Raw genomic sequence first — 14,712 nt, 5'->3', positions numbered from 1 at the left:
TTGTGCCGCACCCGGCCGGGGGCCCCGAACGCCCGGTGTGCCCCACGGGGGTATCCGCAGCGCGGGGTTGAACGGCGAAGGCCCGGCCCCCGCAGCGGGTGCGGGGGCCGGGCCGGGTGCCGTCAGGGCCTCAGGAGGTCAGCGCCTCCGGGCCTGCGGGGCGGTTCAGGCGGCGGTGCGACCGTGGCGGCCACGGCGGCGCAGGACGAAGACCGCGGCGCCACCGGCCAGGACCAGGCCACCGGCGACGGCGGCGAGGATCGGGGTCGAGTCACTGGCACCGGTCTGGGCCAGGCCACCGGTGCCCGGGGCGGAGTTGGTCGCGGCCGGGCTCGGGTGCGCGCCGGCGGCGGTGCTGGCACCGGCCGACGGGGTGCCGGCCTGGCTCGGGGTGCCACTCGGGGTGCCGGTCGGGGCGGTGCTCGGGGCGCCGCTCGGGGTGCCGCTCGCGGCCGGGGTCGACGGGCCGGAGGTCGGCGGGGTCACGCCGGTCTTGCAGTCCAGGACGCCCTTGAACTCCTTGGCGAAGCCGTTCGGGCCGGTGACGTTGATGTCGTAGGCGGCCTTCTCGGCGACCGGGACGAGCACGTTCTCGGTCTTGCCCGGCTGGACGGTCAGCTGCTTGCCCGGCTTGACCGTGACGGTGGCGGCCTCGTCACCGCCGTTGGTGACGGTGACGCGCACGCCGTTGTTCTCGCACTCGACCTGGGCGGTGCTGTCGACCAGCGCGCCCTGGCCCTGCTTCCAGGTGGCCTTGGCGCCGGCGGAGACGCTGAGCTTGCTGGAGCCGGCCAGGATCATGCTCTGGCTGTGCCGCTTCGGGTCGTAGCCCTCGCTGAGGAAGACCCGGCCGCTGGGCACGACGGTGTCGGCGGCGGCGGCCAGGGCGACGGAGCCGTCCGGGGTGCCGGCCGGCACGTCCAGGAACAGCTGGGTCTCCTTGATCGGACCGGTCAGGGTGGCGCCGACCGGCTTGCCGTCCTTGTCCACCACCTTGACCTTGTCGGCGGCGTCACCGGTGACGGTGAGCTTCACCTCGGCGGCGCTGGACTTGAGGGTGAAGGGGCCGAGCTTGTTGCCGGACTTGCCGGAGACGGAGTCCGGGTTGAGCGTCAACGAGGGGTTGGGCTCGGCGGCGATGCCCTTGTTGGCGTCGCTGAGCAGGTAGTCGCGCAGCTTCTTGGCCTTGGCGTTGCGCGGGGTGGCGTTCTTGTTGTCCGAGAACTTCCAGATCGCGGCCTGGGTGCCCGCGGCGGCGTCCTCGGCGGTCAGGCCGTCGACGCCGACGGTCTTGCCGAGCGCCGTCAGGTCCTTGACCTGCGGGTAGGAGTTCTCCAGGATCCAGCGGATCTTGGAGGCCGCCTCGACCTTGTTCTTGCCGCCGAGGGAGCTCGACTTCCAGTCCGACTCCTGGTACTTCGCGGCGCTGTCCAGGTAGACCGGGTTGTCGAAGTCGATGCAGTAGGTCTGGATCTCGCCGTTGGACGTCTTGAGGGTGAACAGACCGCCGTCGACGGTCCCCTTGCCCTCGACGTCGATCTTCTCGCCCACCATCGTGTTCTGGAGGACGGCCTTGACGCCCGCACCCGGGGTGTCCGCCGCGGCCGCCGCACCGGCCGCGAACAGGCCCCCGCCCAACACCAGGCTGGTCGTGAGCATGACAGTGGTTATGCGGGGGAGACTCCGCACCTGCCTCTGGAACATCTGGGATCCCTCCGGGGCCGGGCCGCACCGATGGACAGCCCGCCGACTTGCCGTGCCGCGCGCGCCCCCTGTGGCGCTGCTGCGGGTATGAACCAGACGAATCCTATTGAGCCCCGCAGGCCCCGAAACCCCCATGCGAAATCAGGACGATTCCGTATCTGGATCGTTATCAACCCCCTCAGTTTCGACACAAGCTGACGATCAGCCAGAATCTCCTCGCGACTTTTCGTTATCCGGGCGAGATTGCGCATGCGGGCGCAACAACAGTCTCGATCAACATATTTGTCGACAGTTAAGGTCATCGACCCGTCAGATCAGCGCAGCCTGCTCGTCACCTCCCCGCTCCCCCTCGGCCACCCTGCCCCGATCCCCCGCCTCCGCCTCCGACGCCCCGTCCGACACCGGCCGCGCCGGCGGCGGGGGCTCCGGCGGGCGCGGCGCCGAGGCCACCGCCAAGGCCTTCCGCGCCTCCAGCGCGTCGGCGATCCACCCCGGCACCACCCCTGCCCCGGCCTGCGCCCCGCTCGGCCCGGTGGCGCCCGACGGCTGCCCGCGCACCCCCGCCGCCCAACGGAACGCCGAGGTACCACGGGTGAGGTCGTGTCCGACCGATCGGGCGTCGATCTCGGCCCCGGTGCGCTTCACCTCGCCGTCGGCCCACTCCCGCAGCCGCAGCCGACCACTCACCAACACCGGATCCCCCTTGGCGAGCGAACCGATCAGATTGACCGCGAGCCCCCGCCAGGCCGTCACCGTCAGCCACTGCGTCTCGCCGTCCGCCCAGCACTCGCGCTGCCGGTCGTACCGGCGCTCGGTGCAGCCGAGCCGGAACTTGGCCATCGGCACCCCGCTGCCCGTTTCGCCGTAGCTCACCTCCGTCGCGACAATGCCGACGATCGTCACCTGCATCTCGTTCACAGTGCACTCTCCGTTCTCGCCGATGCACCGTACGGAATCGACCGGTGCGCGTCGAGAGTGCGCTTCGCGGGAAATCCCCGCCAGAGAGTTCTGAAATCCTGTGGACAACTCGATGCCTCGGAAAACCGACGTCACTCGCAGGGGTGAATTTCGGCCTTTCGGCACCCCTTCGAGCCCATCTCATCGCGGCCATGACAACAAACCGGCTGCTCGCCGCCCCCAACCGACACGCCCCGGAACAGCGCCGACCGACCGTCCGCGCACGTCATCCGACCGGAGGAAGCCGAATACGGCCCCCCACCCGCACCGGTGGCGACACATTCTCCGTGCCGAATCCATAACGGGTGGGGCGGCAGCCCCGTAACGACTGCACAACGTCCGGCTCGGAACACTCCCAGACCGCTGCACTCACGGCGTTCACCTGCGATTATCGGACCGCTCCACCGAACCGACACACCAACGGCGGTGTCGTCACACTCGGCCGAGGAACTGGGCACCCTTATCCTGTCCCCGACAGGTCGAGGGCCCACCGACCCCCACCCCCACCCTCACGGCACGGGGCCGGACACGCGCGCCCCCGGCGCTCGTCGCCCGACCCGGCCACGGTCACGCCCGCCCGGGCGCAGCCCGTCCCGCCCCCATAGCTCAGCGGATAGAGCACCCGCCTTCTAAGCGGTAGGTCGCAGGTTCGAATCCTGCTGGGGGCACCACCTCGGCATTCCCGCAGGCCGCCAGGCCGGCGGCCGCATTGCCCGGCCGTCGCGGGCTCCCGGAAATCCCCTCCGCACACCGCCTGATTGCGTACACCCACCGCACCTAACCCGTGACGATGCGTGTCATGGCCACCGCGATAACAGGCCGCTCCGGATGACCGCCACTGCGGATCGGATGCGGGGGAAGACCCGAACAACCGAAATCCCGGGCGAATCACGCTCCGGGGACAATCCGCCCCACCGACCCGGCCGGGAGCCGCTCGGTCGGGTCCCCGGCCGGCCGCTCGGCCGATGGCGGCGAGTCTGCCGCCTGTGGCGCGTCTGCCGCCGGTGGCGAGTCAGCCGGCGGTGGCGAGCCCGGCCAGGTAGGCGTCCAGCAGAGCGGTCTGCCGCTCGGGCGGGAACTCCGCCGGGGCGAACAGCACCTGCACCACCAGGCCGAGCGCGAAGGCCTGCGCGCCGGTCGCGAGCGCGGCGGCGTCGGCCCCCGCCGGGAGCTCCCCGAGCCGCTGGGCGTCCGCGACGTGCACCGCGAGGGCCTCACGCGAGCGGGCGTAACGACCCGCGTGCGCGGCCGCGAGCGCGGGGTCCGACAGGGCGACGTCCCAGGAGCCGACCCAGATCCGGTTGCCGGCCACCGCCGCCCCGTCCAGCGGCAGGACGTCGAGCAGCGCGGCCCGCAGTCGGGCCAGCCCGGGGGGTGGCGGCGGGGTTCCGTCGGCGGGGGCGGTGCGCCGGGGCCGGGAGCCGGAGCGCCGGTCGAGTTCGTCCAGGGCGTGGCTCAGCAGGGCCCGCTTGTTGGGGAAGTAGTGCGTCAACAGGCCGGTGGAGGCGCCCAGTTCGGTGGCCACGGCACGCAGGGTCAGCCCCTCGAAGCCACGGCTGGAGAGCACCCGCCACACGCCCTCGGACACTTCCAGGCGGCGGGCGTCATGGTCTCCACGGGCCGGTGTCATGGGGGTCATCGTACATACCAAACGTTTGTTATGTATGGTTCCCAGCACACCGCGCATCCCGTGGACCGTGCATCCCGTGAAAGGCCAGCCCATGTTTGCCGTACCGCTCGCCGAGAACGCCGAACTGCGCCCGCTGGAGCCGTGGCAGGCGGCCGAGTTCCTGGCCCACATCGACCGCGCCCGCGCCCACACCGACCCGTGGATCCCCTGGGCCACCCGCTCCACCGACCTCGGCTCCGCCCGCACCACCCTCCAGCGCTACGCCGACCAGCAGGCCGCCGACAGCGGCCGGATCTACGGCATCTGGCGGGACGGCACGCTGGTCGGCGGCGTGATGTTCGTGAGCTTCAACGCCCAGAGCGGCGTCTGCGAGATCGGCGCCTGGACCGAGCCGGCCGGCGAGGGCGGCGGGCTGATCACCGCCGCCGTCCGGGTGCTGATCGACTACGCCTTCACCACCCGCGGCCTGCACCGCGCCGAGTGGTGGTGCTCCGCCGGCAACGCCCGCAGCCGGGCCGTCGCCGAGCGGATCGGCATGAGCCTGGACGGCACCCTGCGCGAGTGGTACCCGCACAACGGGGTCCGCCACGACAAGCAGATCTGGTCGATCCTGGCTCCGGAGTGGACGCCCGGGGCCTGACCGGACGCGGCGGGGCCCGGTGGACACCCCCGTGTCCCACCGGACCCCGCACCCCGGACCGTCGCCCCAGACCCCTCAGGCCCCTCAGGCCGCCAGCACCGGCGGCTCCGCCGCCACCACCGCCCTGGGCACCCGCAGCGCGAGCAGCAGGACCAGCACCAGCAGACCGCCGGCCGACAGGAACACCACGTCGACGGCGTCCGTGAAGCTGCGCAGCGCGTGCTCGCGGGCCGCGCCGCCGAGCGTCCGGACGGCGCCGAGCGGCAGGCCGGGCGCGCCGTCCGCGAACTCCCGGGCCAGCACGGTGCCGAAGAGCGCCGCGCCGAGCGCGCTGCCGAGGGTCTGGAAGAAGCGGATCCCGGTGGTCGCGACGCCGAGCTGGTGCCGGGGGACGGACTCCTGCACCACCGTGACCAGCTGGCCGATCAGCTGGCCCATCCCGACGCCCAGCAGGACGAGTTCGCCGCAGACCGCCCACAGCCCGGTGGTCGGGCCGCTGAGGCCGAGCAGGAGCAGGGCGATCGCCGCGCAGCCCGCGCCGGCCACCAGGAAGGTGCGCTCCGCGTAGCCGCGGGCGGTGAGCCGGCCGGCCAGCAGGCCGACCGCCGTCATCCCGCCCGCCATCGGGATCAGGTAGAGACTGGCCGAGGTGGGGTCGACGCCGCGGGCGATCTGCAGGTAGAGCATCACGTAGACGATCGAGCCGGTCATGCCCATCCCGACCAGGCCCTGGATCGCGAAGCCGAGGCGCACCACGCCGATCCGGAACAGCGACAGCGGCAGCACCGGCTCGGCGGCGGTGGCCTGGCGCCACACGAAGAGGCCGAACGCGGCCAGGGTGGCGGCGACGAGCCCGAGGATCACCGGGGAGGTCCAGGCGTAGTCCTTGCCGCCCCACTCGGTGACCAGCAGCAGCCCGGTCGCGAAGGCGGCGGCGAGGGCCGCGCCGAGGAAGTCCAGGCTGCGGCGGCCTGCCGCCGGCGGCAGCTTGATCACCAGGGCGGTGCCGACCAGGACGAGCAGGCCGAGCGGCAGGTTGATGTAGAAGATCCAGCGCCAGCCGAGGTGGTCGGTGAACAGCGCCCCGATCAGCGGGCCGACCGCCATGCCGATGCCCGCGACGATCCCGCCCATCGCACCGCCCTTGCCGCTGCCGCGCTCGGCCGGGTCCTTGAGGTGGGCGACGACCACCATGGTGACGCTCATCAGCCCGCCGCCGCCGATGCCCTGGAGGGCCCGGAAGGCGATCAGCTGGCCCATCGACTGCGCGAACCCGCAGAGCGCCGAGCCGACCAGGAAGGTGCCGACCGCGCCGAGCAGCACGCGCTTGGCGCCGTACAGGTCGCAGAGCTTGCCGTAGAGCGGCAGCAGCGCGGTCGCGGCGAGGGCGAACGAGCTGATCAGCCAGGGCAGCCGGTCGACGCCGTGGACGGGGTCGAGCTCCCGGACGATCGGCACGGTGGCCGCGGACACGATGTTCATGTCGAGCACGGCCAGCACGATCGTGACCAGGCAGAGCAGCATGCCCAGGTTGCGCTGGGCCGGTGTCATCAAGGCAGGGGCAGCGGGCGCCATCGGTAAGTCCCCCCAGGGTCGGTGGAGTTCGGGCCGGGCCGGTGCGGCCGGCGGCACGTCCTCACCATGGCAGTTTTTTTATACCTGGTCAATTCTTAAGCTCAGCTCAATCTTCATCCTGGTCGATCTTTGATCCTGGTACAGTCGAGCCATGGCGACGCACACCGGCTTCAGCCCCGACGACGACCGCGACCTCGACGCCCTCCCGCTGCGCGAGCGCAAGAAGATCCAGACCGGCATCCGGATCTGGCGCACCGCCATCGGGCTGTTCGCCGAGCGGGACTTCGACCAGGTCTCGGTGGCCGAGATCGCGGCCGCCGCCGAGGTGTCCAAGATGACCGTCTTCAACTACTTCCCCACCAAGGAAGACCTGGTCATGGCCCCCATGGAGCAGCACCTCGACGAGCCGGCCCGGGTGGTCCGCGAACGCGCCCCCGGCACCTCGGCGGTGGCGGCGCTGCGCGAGCAGTACCTCGCCGCGCTGGAGCAGCACGACCCGGCCACCGGGCTGAGCGACGAACCGCTCGTGCTCGACGTGGTCCGACTGATCCACCGCACCCCGGCCCTGGCGATGCGCGCCACCGCCGGCTTCGGCCGGCACGCGCAGGGCCTGCTGACCACCGAACTCCTCGCCCAGGACCCGGCCCACGACGAGCTCACCGCACAGATCGCCGCCGCCCAACTGCTGGCCGCCCGACTGGCCCTGACCACCGAGAACCAGCGCAGGATACTGACCGGCGAACGCGCCGCGGCCGCCCTGCCCGCCGCCCTCGACCGGGCCGCGCGCGCCTTCGCCCTGGTCGAGGGCGGCCTCGGTGACTACTGCGCCGTCACCTCCTGAGAGAGTGGGCGCACCACGACCGCCCGGAGGTGCGCATGGACCAGCCGCTGCTCACGCGGGACCGCTCCGCCCTGCCCGCCCACGCCGAGGGCCTGCACGCGTACGTCGGCGAGGACGGCGTCGCCGTCCTGGAGTTCGCCCGACCGCACCGGCGCAACGCGGTGACCCTGGAGATCTGGCAGGCGCTGCCGAAGGTGCTGCTGCGCCTCGCCGAGCAGCCGGGGGTGCGCGCCCTGCTGGTCACCGGCGCCGGCGGCACCTTCAGCGCGGGCGCGGACATCGCCGAACTCGCCGAGGTGTACGGCGATCCGGAGCGCGCGGACGCCTACCACGCGGTCAACGTCGCCGCCGAGGAGGCACTGGCGGCCTTCCCGCACCCGACCGTCGCCGTGGTGCAGGGCGCCTGCGTGGGCGGCGGCTGCCAGCTGGCCGTCGCGTGCGACCTGCGGTTCGTCGCCGAGGACGCCCGGCTGGGGATCACCCCGGCCAAGCTCGGCGTGGTCTACCCGGCGGTGCCGACCGTACGACTGGCCCGGCTGGTCGGCCCGGCCCGCGCCAAGTACCTGCTGTTCTCCGGCGAGTTGGTGACGGGCCGCGACGCGCTGCCGCTGGGCCTGGCGGAGCGCGTCCTGCCGGGCGCCGAACTGGACGCCGCCGCGCTGGAGTTCGCCCGACTGCTGACCCGGCGCTCGGCCCAGACCATCGGTGCGGTGAAGGCCGCGCTGGCCGTCCCGGCGGAGCGGGCGGCGCAGGCGCTGGCGCCCTGGGAGCGCCGCTCCCGGGAGACCTCGGACGTGCCCGAGGGGCTGGCCGCGTTCCTGGAGGGCCGCCCGGCGCGGTTCTGACCGGGGCCGGGCCTCAGGTCCGGGCACCGGCCGCACGGACGGGCTCGCGTACGATCATCCGATCGGCGCCGGGCCGTCCCGACGCCCGCGTCCCGACGCCCCCGTCTGCCGACCTTTCACGCCGACCCCTCACGCCGACCCTTCACGCCGACCCCTTTTGCGCACCCGGAGCACACACCCCGATGACGACCGAGGCCACGACCGCCCCCACCAGCCGGACGATCTGGGCCCGCCGGGTCACCGACGGCGTCGAGCCGAAGAACGTCATCATCGCGATGCTCCCGCTGATGGGCGTCATCCGCTACGGCTGGACGGGCCTCGGCTGGGCGGCCTTCGCGGCCCTGTTCGCGGCCGTCATCCCGACCATGTTCATCCAGCGCGGCATCCGCAAGGGCACCCTGGAGGACCGCCACGTCGGCCACCGGCAGCGCCGGCTGACCGTCATCCCGTTCATCATGGGCTCGGTCGCGACCAGCTTCGCCGTGATGCTCTGGCTCGACGCCCCGGCCGACCTGACCGCGATGGTGCTGGCGATGTTCGCCTCGCTGGTCCCGATCCTGGTGATCACCGTCTGGTGGAAGGTCTCCGTGCACACCGCCGTGGCCGCCGGCGCGGTGGTCTGCCTCGGGATCGCGCTCGGCCCGCTGTGGCTGCTGCTCGCCCCGCTGGTCGCGGCGATCGGCTGGTCCCGGGTGGTGCTGCGGGACCACACCACCGCGCAGACCGTCGTCGGCGCGGCGGTGGGCGCGCTCACCGCCGGACTCGCCTTCTGGGCGGCCCGGTAGCCCGGCGGGCCGACGACCCAACAGCCCGGTAGCCGGGCTCAGCGGATCGGCATCCCCGAGATCGCCCGCGCGATCACCAGCCGCTGGATCTCGCTGGTCCCCTCGAAGATCGAGTAGATCGCGCTGTCCCGGTGCATCCGCTCCACCGGGTACTCCCGGGTGAAGCCGTTGCCGCCGAGGATCTGCATCGCCTGCGCGGTGACCCACTTGGCCGTCTCGCCCGCGTACAGCTTGGACATCGAGCCCTCGGCCGCGGTGAACGGCTGGTTGTTGGCCGCCATCCAGGAGGCCCGCCACACCAACAGGCGGGAGGCGTCGATCCGGGTCTTCATGTCGGCGAGCTGGAAGGCCACGCCCTGGTTGTCGATGATCGGGCGGCCGAACTGCTCGCGGGTCCTCGCGTAGTCCAGCGCCACCTCGTACGCGGCCCGGGCGATGCCGATCGCCTGCGCGCCGACGGCCGGCCGGGAGGCCTCGAAGGTGGCCATCGCCGCGTTGCCCCTGCCCCCCGGGCGCTTGACCCCCTCGCGGGCCCGGGCCAGCCGCTCGTCCAGCTTCTCCTTGCCGCCGAGCAGGCAGCTGCCGGGCACCCGGACGCCGTCCAGCACCACCTCGGCGGTGTGCGAGGCGCGGATGCCGTGCTTCTTGAACTTCTGGCCCTGGCTCAGCCCGGGGGTGCCCGGCGGGACGACGAAGGAGGCCTGGCCTTTCGCCCCGAGCTCCGGGTCGACGGTGGCGACGACGACGTGGACGGCGGCGATCCCGCCGTTGGTGGCCCAGGTCTTGGTGCCGTTGAGCACCCACTCGTCCTTGGCCCCGTCGTACACCGCTCGGGTGCGCAGCGCGGAGACGTCGGAGCCGGCGTCGGGCTCGGAGGAGCAGAACGCGGCCACCTTGAGGTCGTCCGGGGTGCCGAACATCTGCGGGGTCCAGGTGCCGATCTGCTCGTCGGTGCCGTTGGCGAGCACCGCGACGGCGGCCAGCGTGGTGCCGACGATGGACAGCCCGATGCCCGCGTCGCCCCAGAACAGCTCCTCCATGGCGATCGGGATGCCGACGCCGGAGGGGTCGAAGTACTGCTGGGCGTAGAAGTCCAGCGAGTAGATGCCCAGCTTGGCGGCCTCCTGGATGATCGGCCAGGGGGTCTCCTCGCGCTCGTCCCACTCGGCCGCGGCGGGGCGGACGACGTCGGCGGCGAAGCCGTGCAGCCAGTCGCGTACGGCGAGCTGGTCCGCACCCGGGTCCAGCGAGAACGTGCTGCTCATGGTGCTTGCCTCCGAAGAAGGGGTACGGCCGACCAGGGGGGTTACCTCGGGTAACATCGTCGGAGTCTGCTACTGATTGGTAACCGGTGTCAACGCCCAGTCAGACCCCGAATCCAAGGAGCAGCACATGTCCCGAGAGCCCCGCCGCGAGCAGCTGCTCAACGCCGCCGACCGGGTCATCCAGCGGAACGGCCCGACCGCCAGCATGAACGCCATCGCCGCCGAGGCCGGCATCACCAAACCGATCCTCTACCGCCACTTCGGCGACCGGAACGGCCTGATCACAGCCCTCACCGAGCGCCACACCAGCGGCCTGCTGGCCGCCGTCCGGGCCGCCCTCGCCGAACCGCTGGAGCGCCGCGACCGGGTCGAACACGTCCTGGACACCTACCTGGCCGGGATCGAGGCCCGCCCGCAGGTCTACCGACTGCTCACCCACCCCGAACCGGGCGACCCGAGCGGCCCCGGCACCGCACTCGCCCCCGCACTGCGGCAGATCGCCGCGGAGATCACCCGGGCCGTGCAGAGCCAGGTCGACCTCGGCGCCGACCGCGAGCTGCTCGCCGAGGCCTGGGGCCGGGGCATCACCGGCATGGTGCTGGCGGCCGGCGACTGGTGGCTGGAGACCAGACCCTGCTCACGCACCCGCATGGTGCAGGCGCTCGCCGACCTGCTCTGGGGCCGCCTGGCCGCCGCCGCGGACCTGCCCACCCCCGCCACCCCGGCCCCGGCCCCGGCCCCGACCTCGGCCCCGGACGCCGACTGAACTCCCCTTCCGCGCAAGGCCCTTGTGCGACACCCGGCACCGCAGGCATCATCGGGCCCCCACCCCCGCGCCGTACGAGGTCCCGATGCGCCTGCGCCGCACCGCCGCCGCCCTGCTGCTCGCCGCCACCACGGCCCTCACCGCGGCCCCCGCCACCCCCGCCGCCGCGCACGACGGCGCCCACGGCGGCCCGCCCGCGCGGTTCCCCGCCGCGACGGCCACCGGCCCCGACGGCCGCACCGCCTTCACCGACGCCCAGGGCCGCCGCCTCCACCTGCGCGGCTTCAACCTCGACAAGTACGCCGAGACCACCGAGGCCGACCTCAAGTCCCTGGCCGCGCAGGGCTTCACCCTGATCCGGGTGGCGGTCTCCTGGAACAGGCTGGAGCCCGTCCGCGGCCGCCTCGACCCGACCGAACTGCACCGGCTGCGCCAACTCCTCGGCTGGGCCGACCGGTACGGCCTGCTCGCCCTGATCGACCTGCACCAGGACGTCTACGGGCCGGCGTTCGGCGGCGGCGACCGAGGCATCCCGCCCTGGGCCACCCGGGACGACGGCCTGCCGTTCACCCCCGACCCGAACGACTGGTTCGCCGACTACTTCCAGCCCGCCGTCCAGGCCGCCTTCCGCCACCTCTACGACGACCCCGACCTGCGCGCCTGGCAGGCCGACTTCTACACCCGGCTCGCCCTCGAACTGCGCGGCCACCGCTCGCTGCTGGGCTACGACCTGTTCAACGAGCCGTTCGGCCCGGTGGACGGCGACCCGACCGACCCGGCCGTCCTCGCCGCCGCCTCCGCCGCCCTCGAACAGGGCCGGCTCGCCGACATGTACCGCCGCCTGATCGCCGCCGTGCGCCGGGTCGACTCCCGCGCCTGGCTGTTCGTCGAACCCACCGTCCTGGTCGGCCAGGGCGTACCCACCCGGCTGCCCGGCTTCGACGACCCGCGCCCCGGCCCGCCCCGGCTCGGCTACGCGCCGCACTTCTACGACACCGCGGTCGAGAACGGCGCCGACTGGGACCCGGCCGACGGCTTCGTCGAGCGCTACACCGCCGCGATCACCGCCTACCCCGCCGCCCACCGCCTGCCCGTCCTGGTCGGCGAATGGGGCCCGCCCGACTCCCGCAGGCCGGGCAACACCCTGCTGGTCCGCCGGCAGGTCGCCGCGATGGACGGCTTCGCCGAGGGCTGGACCATGTGGTACTGGTGCCGCGGCACCGGCGGCTACTGCGCGCTCGACCCGGCCGGGCGCCCCGCCCCCGGCGACGAACCCGCCTTCGGCCCGTACCCGGCGGCCGTCGCCGGGACGGACGTGCGCGCTGGCGCCACCACCGTCCGCTGGAGCGCCGACGGCACCCGGCACGGCAGCGAACTCGTCCTGCCCCCGGTGGCGTTCCCGCACGGCGCCGACGTCACCGTCACCCCCGCCGCCGCCCGCGTCGACGTCGAACAGCCGGCCGGCGGGCGGGCCGGGACCGTCCGGATCCGCCTCCCGCACGCCCGCCCGGGCACCCCGGTGACGGTCACGGTCACACCGCGCTGACCGCCACCGGGGCCGAAACGGCTAGACCAGGCCCCGCCGCGCCAGCAGCGGCCCGGTCTCCGGCGCCCGGCCGACCACCGCGCGGAAGGACTCCAGCGGGTCCCGGCCGTAGCCGCGCGCCAGCAGCTCGCGCCGGAACAGCTCGCCGCTCTCCCGCACCGCGCGCCCGTTGCCCTCGAACCACTGCACGGTGTCGGCGTCCAGCACCTCCGACCAGATGTACGCGTAGTACCCGGCGCTGTAGCCGCTGGCGAAGACGTGCTGGAAGTACGCCGTCCGGTAGCGCGGCGGGATCGCCGGCACCGCGATCCCGGCCTCCGCCAGCGCCCGTGCCTCGAACTCCTCGGCGTCCGCGATCTCCCGGCCCTGCGGCACGGTGTGCCAGGCCCAGTCCAGCAGCGTCGCCGCGAGGTACTCCACCGTCCGGAAGCCCTCCCCGAAGCCCTCGGCCGCCACCATCCGCTCGACCAGCTCGGCCGGCAGCGGCTCCCCGGTCACGTGGTGGCGCGCGTAGTTGGCCAGCACCTCCGGCCGGACCATCCACATCTCGTTGACCTGCGAGGGGAACTCGACGAAGTCCCGGGGCACCGAGGTGCCCGCGAACAGCGGGTACCGCACGTCCGAGAACAGCCCGTGCAGCGCGTGCCCGAACTCGTGGAAGAGCGTGCGCACCTCGTCCCAGGCCAGCAGCACCGGCTCGCCCGGCGCCGGGCGGGCGATGTTCAGGTTGTTGATCACCACCGGCCGTCGGCCGGTCAGCCCCGACTGGCTCACCAGCTCGTCCATCCAGGCACCGCCGCGCTTGGACGCCCGGGCGTGGAAGTCGCCGATGAACAGGCCCAGCGAACCGCCGTCCTCCTCGAACACCTCGAAGACCCGCGCGTCCGGGTGGTGGGCCGTCAGGTCCGTCCGCTCGGTGAAGGTCAGCCCGTACGCCAGCCCCGCGGCGAAGAACACGCCGTCCCGGAGCACCCGCTCCAGCTCGAAGTACGGGCGCAGCACCGCCGCGTCCACCTGGTAGGAGCTCTGCCGGACCTTCTCCGAGTAGTACGCCCAGTCGTGCGCGGCGATCTCCTCGATCCCGTCCGCCGCCGCCAGCTTGGCCAGCTCGGCGGCCTCCCGGCCGGCGTTGGCCACCGCCGGACCCACCAGCCGGGCCAGCAGTCCGGACACCGCCTCCACCGTGCCCGCGGTCTCGTCCTCCACCACGTACGCGGCGTGGCTCGGGTGCCCCAGCAGCGCGGCCCGCTCGGCGCGCAGCCCGGCCATCCGGATCGCCAGCGGGCCGTTGACCGCCAGGCCCCGGTCGAGCGAGGCCGCCAGCAGCCGCTCGCGCACCGACCGGTCGGTCAGCCGGGCCAGTTCGGGCTGGCCGGAGGTGCTCTTCAGGGACAGCACGAACCGGCCCTCCTGCCCGAGCACCCGGGCGTTCTCCGCAGCGGCGGCGACCTCGTCCGCGGACAGCCCGTCCAGCTCCTCGGCCGCGTCCACGACCAGCGCGGCGGCCTTGCTGGCGGCGTTCACGTTCTGCTGGAACGTCGTGCCGAGCGCGGCGAGTTCGGCGTTCAGCTCGCGCAGCCGGGCCTGCTCGGCCTCGCCCAGCCGGGCGCCGGAGCGGACGAAACGGGTGTGCCGGGTCTCCAGCAGCCGCAGCGACTCCGGGTCCAGACCCAGGTCGGCGCGGCGCCCGTACAGCTCCTCGATCCGGGCGAACAGGGCGCGGTCCAGGTGGATCGCGTCGTGGTGCGCGGCCAGCAGCGGGCTCACCGCGGTCTCCACCTCGTCGACCGGCTCGCTGGTGTCCGAGGACGACTGGTTGCGGAACACCGCGTCCACCCGGCGCAGCAGCTCCCCGGAACGCTCCAGGGCGACCAGGGTGTTGTCCGGCGTCGGCGGCCGCGGATCCGCGGTGATCGCCGCGATCTCGGCCAGCTGCTCCGCCATCCCGCGCTCGTACGCGGGCAGGAAGTGCTCCGGCCGGATCTCGGCGAAGGGCGGCAGTTCGTAGACCAGGGGGCTGGGCTTGAAGAACGGGTTCTCGGTCATTTCGCCGACCATACGCCGTGTCACCCACCCTGCCTATGCGCCCCCGCCCCCGTTGTCGTACCCACCCGTTAACGTCGAGCCCGGACACCCGAACGACCGCACACCCGTGCCC

General features: G+C 73.2%; 12 protein-coding genes and 1 tRNA gene. 7 read left to right on the top strand and 6 right to left on the bottom strand.

Annotation, left to right across the window (positions count from 1 at the left end):
• Positions 1-165 precede the first annotated feature (165 nt).
• Together ACFWPT_RS10495 and ACFWPT_RS10490 are read right to left on the bottom strand one after the other, a co-directional pair.
• Positions 166-1,659 carry a Cys-Gln thioester bond-forming surface protein gene (locus ACFWPT_RS10495; protein ID WP_380480992.1) on the bottom strand — a complete coding sequence of 498 codons (1,494 nt, stop codon included), beginning with the start codon at positions 1,657-1,659 and terminating at the stop codon, positions 166-168.
• A 354-nt stretch (positions 1,660-2,013) separates the two neighbouring features.
• Positions 2,014-2,613: a single-stranded DNA-binding protein gene (locus tag ACFWPT_RS10490; protein WP_380481117.1), complete on the bottom strand. Its 600-nt coding sequence runs from the start codon at positions 2,611-2,613 to the stop codon at positions 2,014-2,016.
• 643 nt (positions 2,614-3,256) lie between these two features.
• On the opposite strand from ACFWPT_RS10490, the gene ACFWPT_RS10485 reads away from it, so the two are divergent.
• Positions 3,257-3,332, top strand: a tRNA-Arg gene (locus ACFWPT_RS10485).
• A 341-nt stretch (positions 3,333-3,673) separates the two neighbouring features.
• Here the strand turns inward: ACFWPT_RS10485 and ACFWPT_RS10480 are convergent.
• Positions 3,674-4,291 carry a TetR/AcrR family transcriptional regulator gene (locus ACFWPT_RS10480; RefSeq protein ID WP_363376299.1) on the bottom strand — a complete coding sequence of 206 codons (618 nt, stop codon included), beginning with the start codon at positions 4,289-4,291 and terminating at the stop codon, positions 3,674-3,676.
• 91 nt (positions 4,292-4,382) lie between these two features.
• Here ACFWPT_RS10480 and ACFWPT_RS10475 point away from each other — a divergent pair, with 91 nt between their 5' ends.
• A complete protein-coding gene (locus tag ACFWPT_RS10475; protein WP_380480989.1) occupies positions 4,383-4,931 on the top strand; it encodes a GNAT family N-acetyltransferase in 549 nt (182 codons plus the stop codon).
• An 84-nt stretch (positions 4,932-5,015) separates the two neighbouring features.
• On the opposite strand, the gene ACFWPT_RS10470 is transcribed toward ACFWPT_RS10475, so the two are convergent.
• Positions 5,016-6,482 carry an MFS transporter gene (locus ACFWPT_RS10470; protein WP_380480986.1) on the bottom strand — a complete coding sequence of 489 codons (1,467 nt, stop codon included), beginning with the start codon at positions 6,480-6,482 and terminating at the stop codon, positions 5,016-5,018.
• Between the two features lie 175 nt (positions 6,483-6,657).
• Here ACFWPT_RS10470 and ACFWPT_RS10465 point away from each other — a divergent pair, with 175 nt between their 5' ends.
• The 3 genes from ACFWPT_RS10465 to ACFWPT_RS10455 all read left to right on the top strand — a co-directional run bounded on the left by ACFWPT_RS10465 (position 6,658) and on the right by ACFWPT_RS10455 (position 8,977).
• A complete protein-coding gene (locus ACFWPT_RS10465) occupies positions 6,658-7,347 on the top strand; it encodes a TetR/AcrR family transcriptional regulator (protein WP_380377825.1) in 690 nt (229 codons plus the stop codon).
• A gap of 35 nt (positions 7,348-7,382) precedes the next feature.
• Entirely contained in the window at positions 7,383-8,192 is an 810-nt protein-coding gene (locus ACFWPT_RS10460) for an enoyl-CoA hydratase/isomerase family protein (protein ID WP_079135891.1), read from the top strand.
• A 182-nt stretch (positions 8,193-8,374) separates the two neighbouring features.
• Complete coding sequence (locus tag ACFWPT_RS10455) at positions 8,375-8,977, top strand: hypothetical protein (RefSeq protein ID WP_363376314.1); 603 nt, start codon at positions 8,375-8,377, stop codon at positions 8,975-8,977.
• A gap of 38 nt (positions 8,978-9,015) precedes the next feature.
• On the opposite strand, the gene ACFWPT_RS10450 is transcribed toward ACFWPT_RS10455, so the two are convergent.
• Positions 9,016-10,242, bottom strand: a complete 1,227-nt coding sequence (locus ACFWPT_RS10450) for an acyl-CoA dehydrogenase family protein (RefSeq protein WP_063349402.1) — start codon at positions 10,240-10,242, stop codon at positions 9,016-9,018.
• A gap of 127 nt (positions 10,243-10,369) precedes the next feature.
• Here ACFWPT_RS10450 and ACFWPT_RS10445 point away from each other — a divergent pair, with 127 nt between their 5' ends.
• Together ACFWPT_RS10445 and ACFWPT_RS10440 are read left to right on the top strand one after the other, a co-directional pair.
• Positions 10,370-11,008, top strand: coding sequence for a TetR family transcriptional regulator (locus tag ACFWPT_RS10445; RefSeq protein WP_380377822.1), 639 nt, complete (start codon positions 10,370-10,372; stop codon positions 11,006-11,008).
• An 85-nt stretch (positions 11,009-11,093) separates the two neighbouring features.
• Positions 11,094-12,554 (top strand): cellulase family glycosylhydrolase, encoded by a 1,461-nt coding sequence (locus tag ACFWPT_RS10440; RefSeq protein WP_380480982.1) that lies wholly within the window; start codon positions 11,094-11,096, stop codon positions 12,552-12,554.
• Positions 12,555-12,575: 21 nt separating this feature from the next.
• On the opposite strand, the gene ACFWPT_RS10435 is transcribed toward ACFWPT_RS10440, so the two are convergent.
• The gene (locus tag ACFWPT_RS10435; protein ID WP_380480980.1) at positions 12,576-14,600 is read right to left on the bottom strand and encodes a M3 family metallopeptidase; all 2,025 of its coding nucleotides are present in this window, start codon (positions 14,598-14,600) and stop codon (positions 12,576-12,578) included.
• Positions 14,601-14,712: the final 112 nt, after the last annotated feature.

The organism is Kitasatospora sp. NPDC058478, from assembly GCF_042720345.1.
In the GTDB taxonomy this organism is placed as follows: Bacteria; Actinomycetota; Actinomycetes; order Streptomycetales; family Streptomycetaceae; genus Kitasatospora.
This window is presented reverse-complemented; position numbering and strand designations above follow the sequence as displayed.

Excerpts from the sequence above, each read along its gene's own strand:
- ACFWPT_RS10495 (WP_380480992.1), bottom strand. The coding sequence starts at position 1,659 with ATGCTCACGACCAGCCTGGTGTTGGGCGGGGGCCTGTTCGCGGCCGGT.
- ACFWPT_RS10490 (WP_380481117.1), bottom strand. The coding sequence starts at position 2,613 with ATGCAGGTGACGATCGTCGGCATTGTCGCGACGGAGGTGAGCTACGGC.
- ACFWPT_RS10480 (WP_363376299.1), bottom strand. The coding sequence starts at position 4,291 with ATGACACCGGCCCGTGGAGACCATGACGCCCGCCGCCTGGAAGTGTCC.
- ACFWPT_RS10475 (WP_380480989.1), top strand. The coding sequence starts at position 4,383 with ATGTTTGCCGTACCGCTCGCCGAGAACGCCGAACTGCGCCCGCTGGAG.
- ACFWPT_RS10470 (WP_380480986.1), bottom strand. The coding sequence starts at position 6,482 with ATGACACCGGCCCAGCGCAACCTGGGCATGCTGCTCTGCCTGGTCACG.
- ACFWPT_RS10465 (WP_380377825.1), top strand. The coding sequence starts at position 6,658 with ATGGCGACGCACACCGGCTTCAGCCCCGACGACGACCGCGACCTCGAC.
- ACFWPT_RS10460 (WP_079135891.1), top strand. The coding sequence starts at position 7,383 with ATGGACCAGCCGCTGCTCACGCGGGACCGCTCCGCCCTGCCCGCCCAC.
- ACFWPT_RS10455 (WP_363376314.1), top strand. The coding sequence starts at position 8,375 with ATGACGACCGAGGCCACGACCGCCCCCACCAGCCGGACGATCTGGGCC.
- ACFWPT_RS10450 (WP_063349402.1), bottom strand. The coding sequence starts at position 10,242 with ATGAGCAGCACGTTCTCGCTGGACCCGGGTGCGGACCAGCTCGCCGTA.
- ACFWPT_RS10445 (WP_380377822.1), top strand. The coding sequence starts at position 10,370 with ATGTCCCGAGAGCCCCGCCGCGAGCAGCTGCTCAACGCCGCCGACCGG.
- ACFWPT_RS10440 (WP_380480982.1), top strand. The coding sequence starts at position 11,094 with ATGCGCCTGCGCCGCACCGCCGCCGCCCTGCTGCTCGCCGCCACCACG.
- ACFWPT_RS10435 (WP_380480980.1), bottom strand. The coding sequence starts at position 14,600 with ATGACCGAGAACCCGTTCTTCAAGCCCAGCCCCCTGGTCTACGAACTG.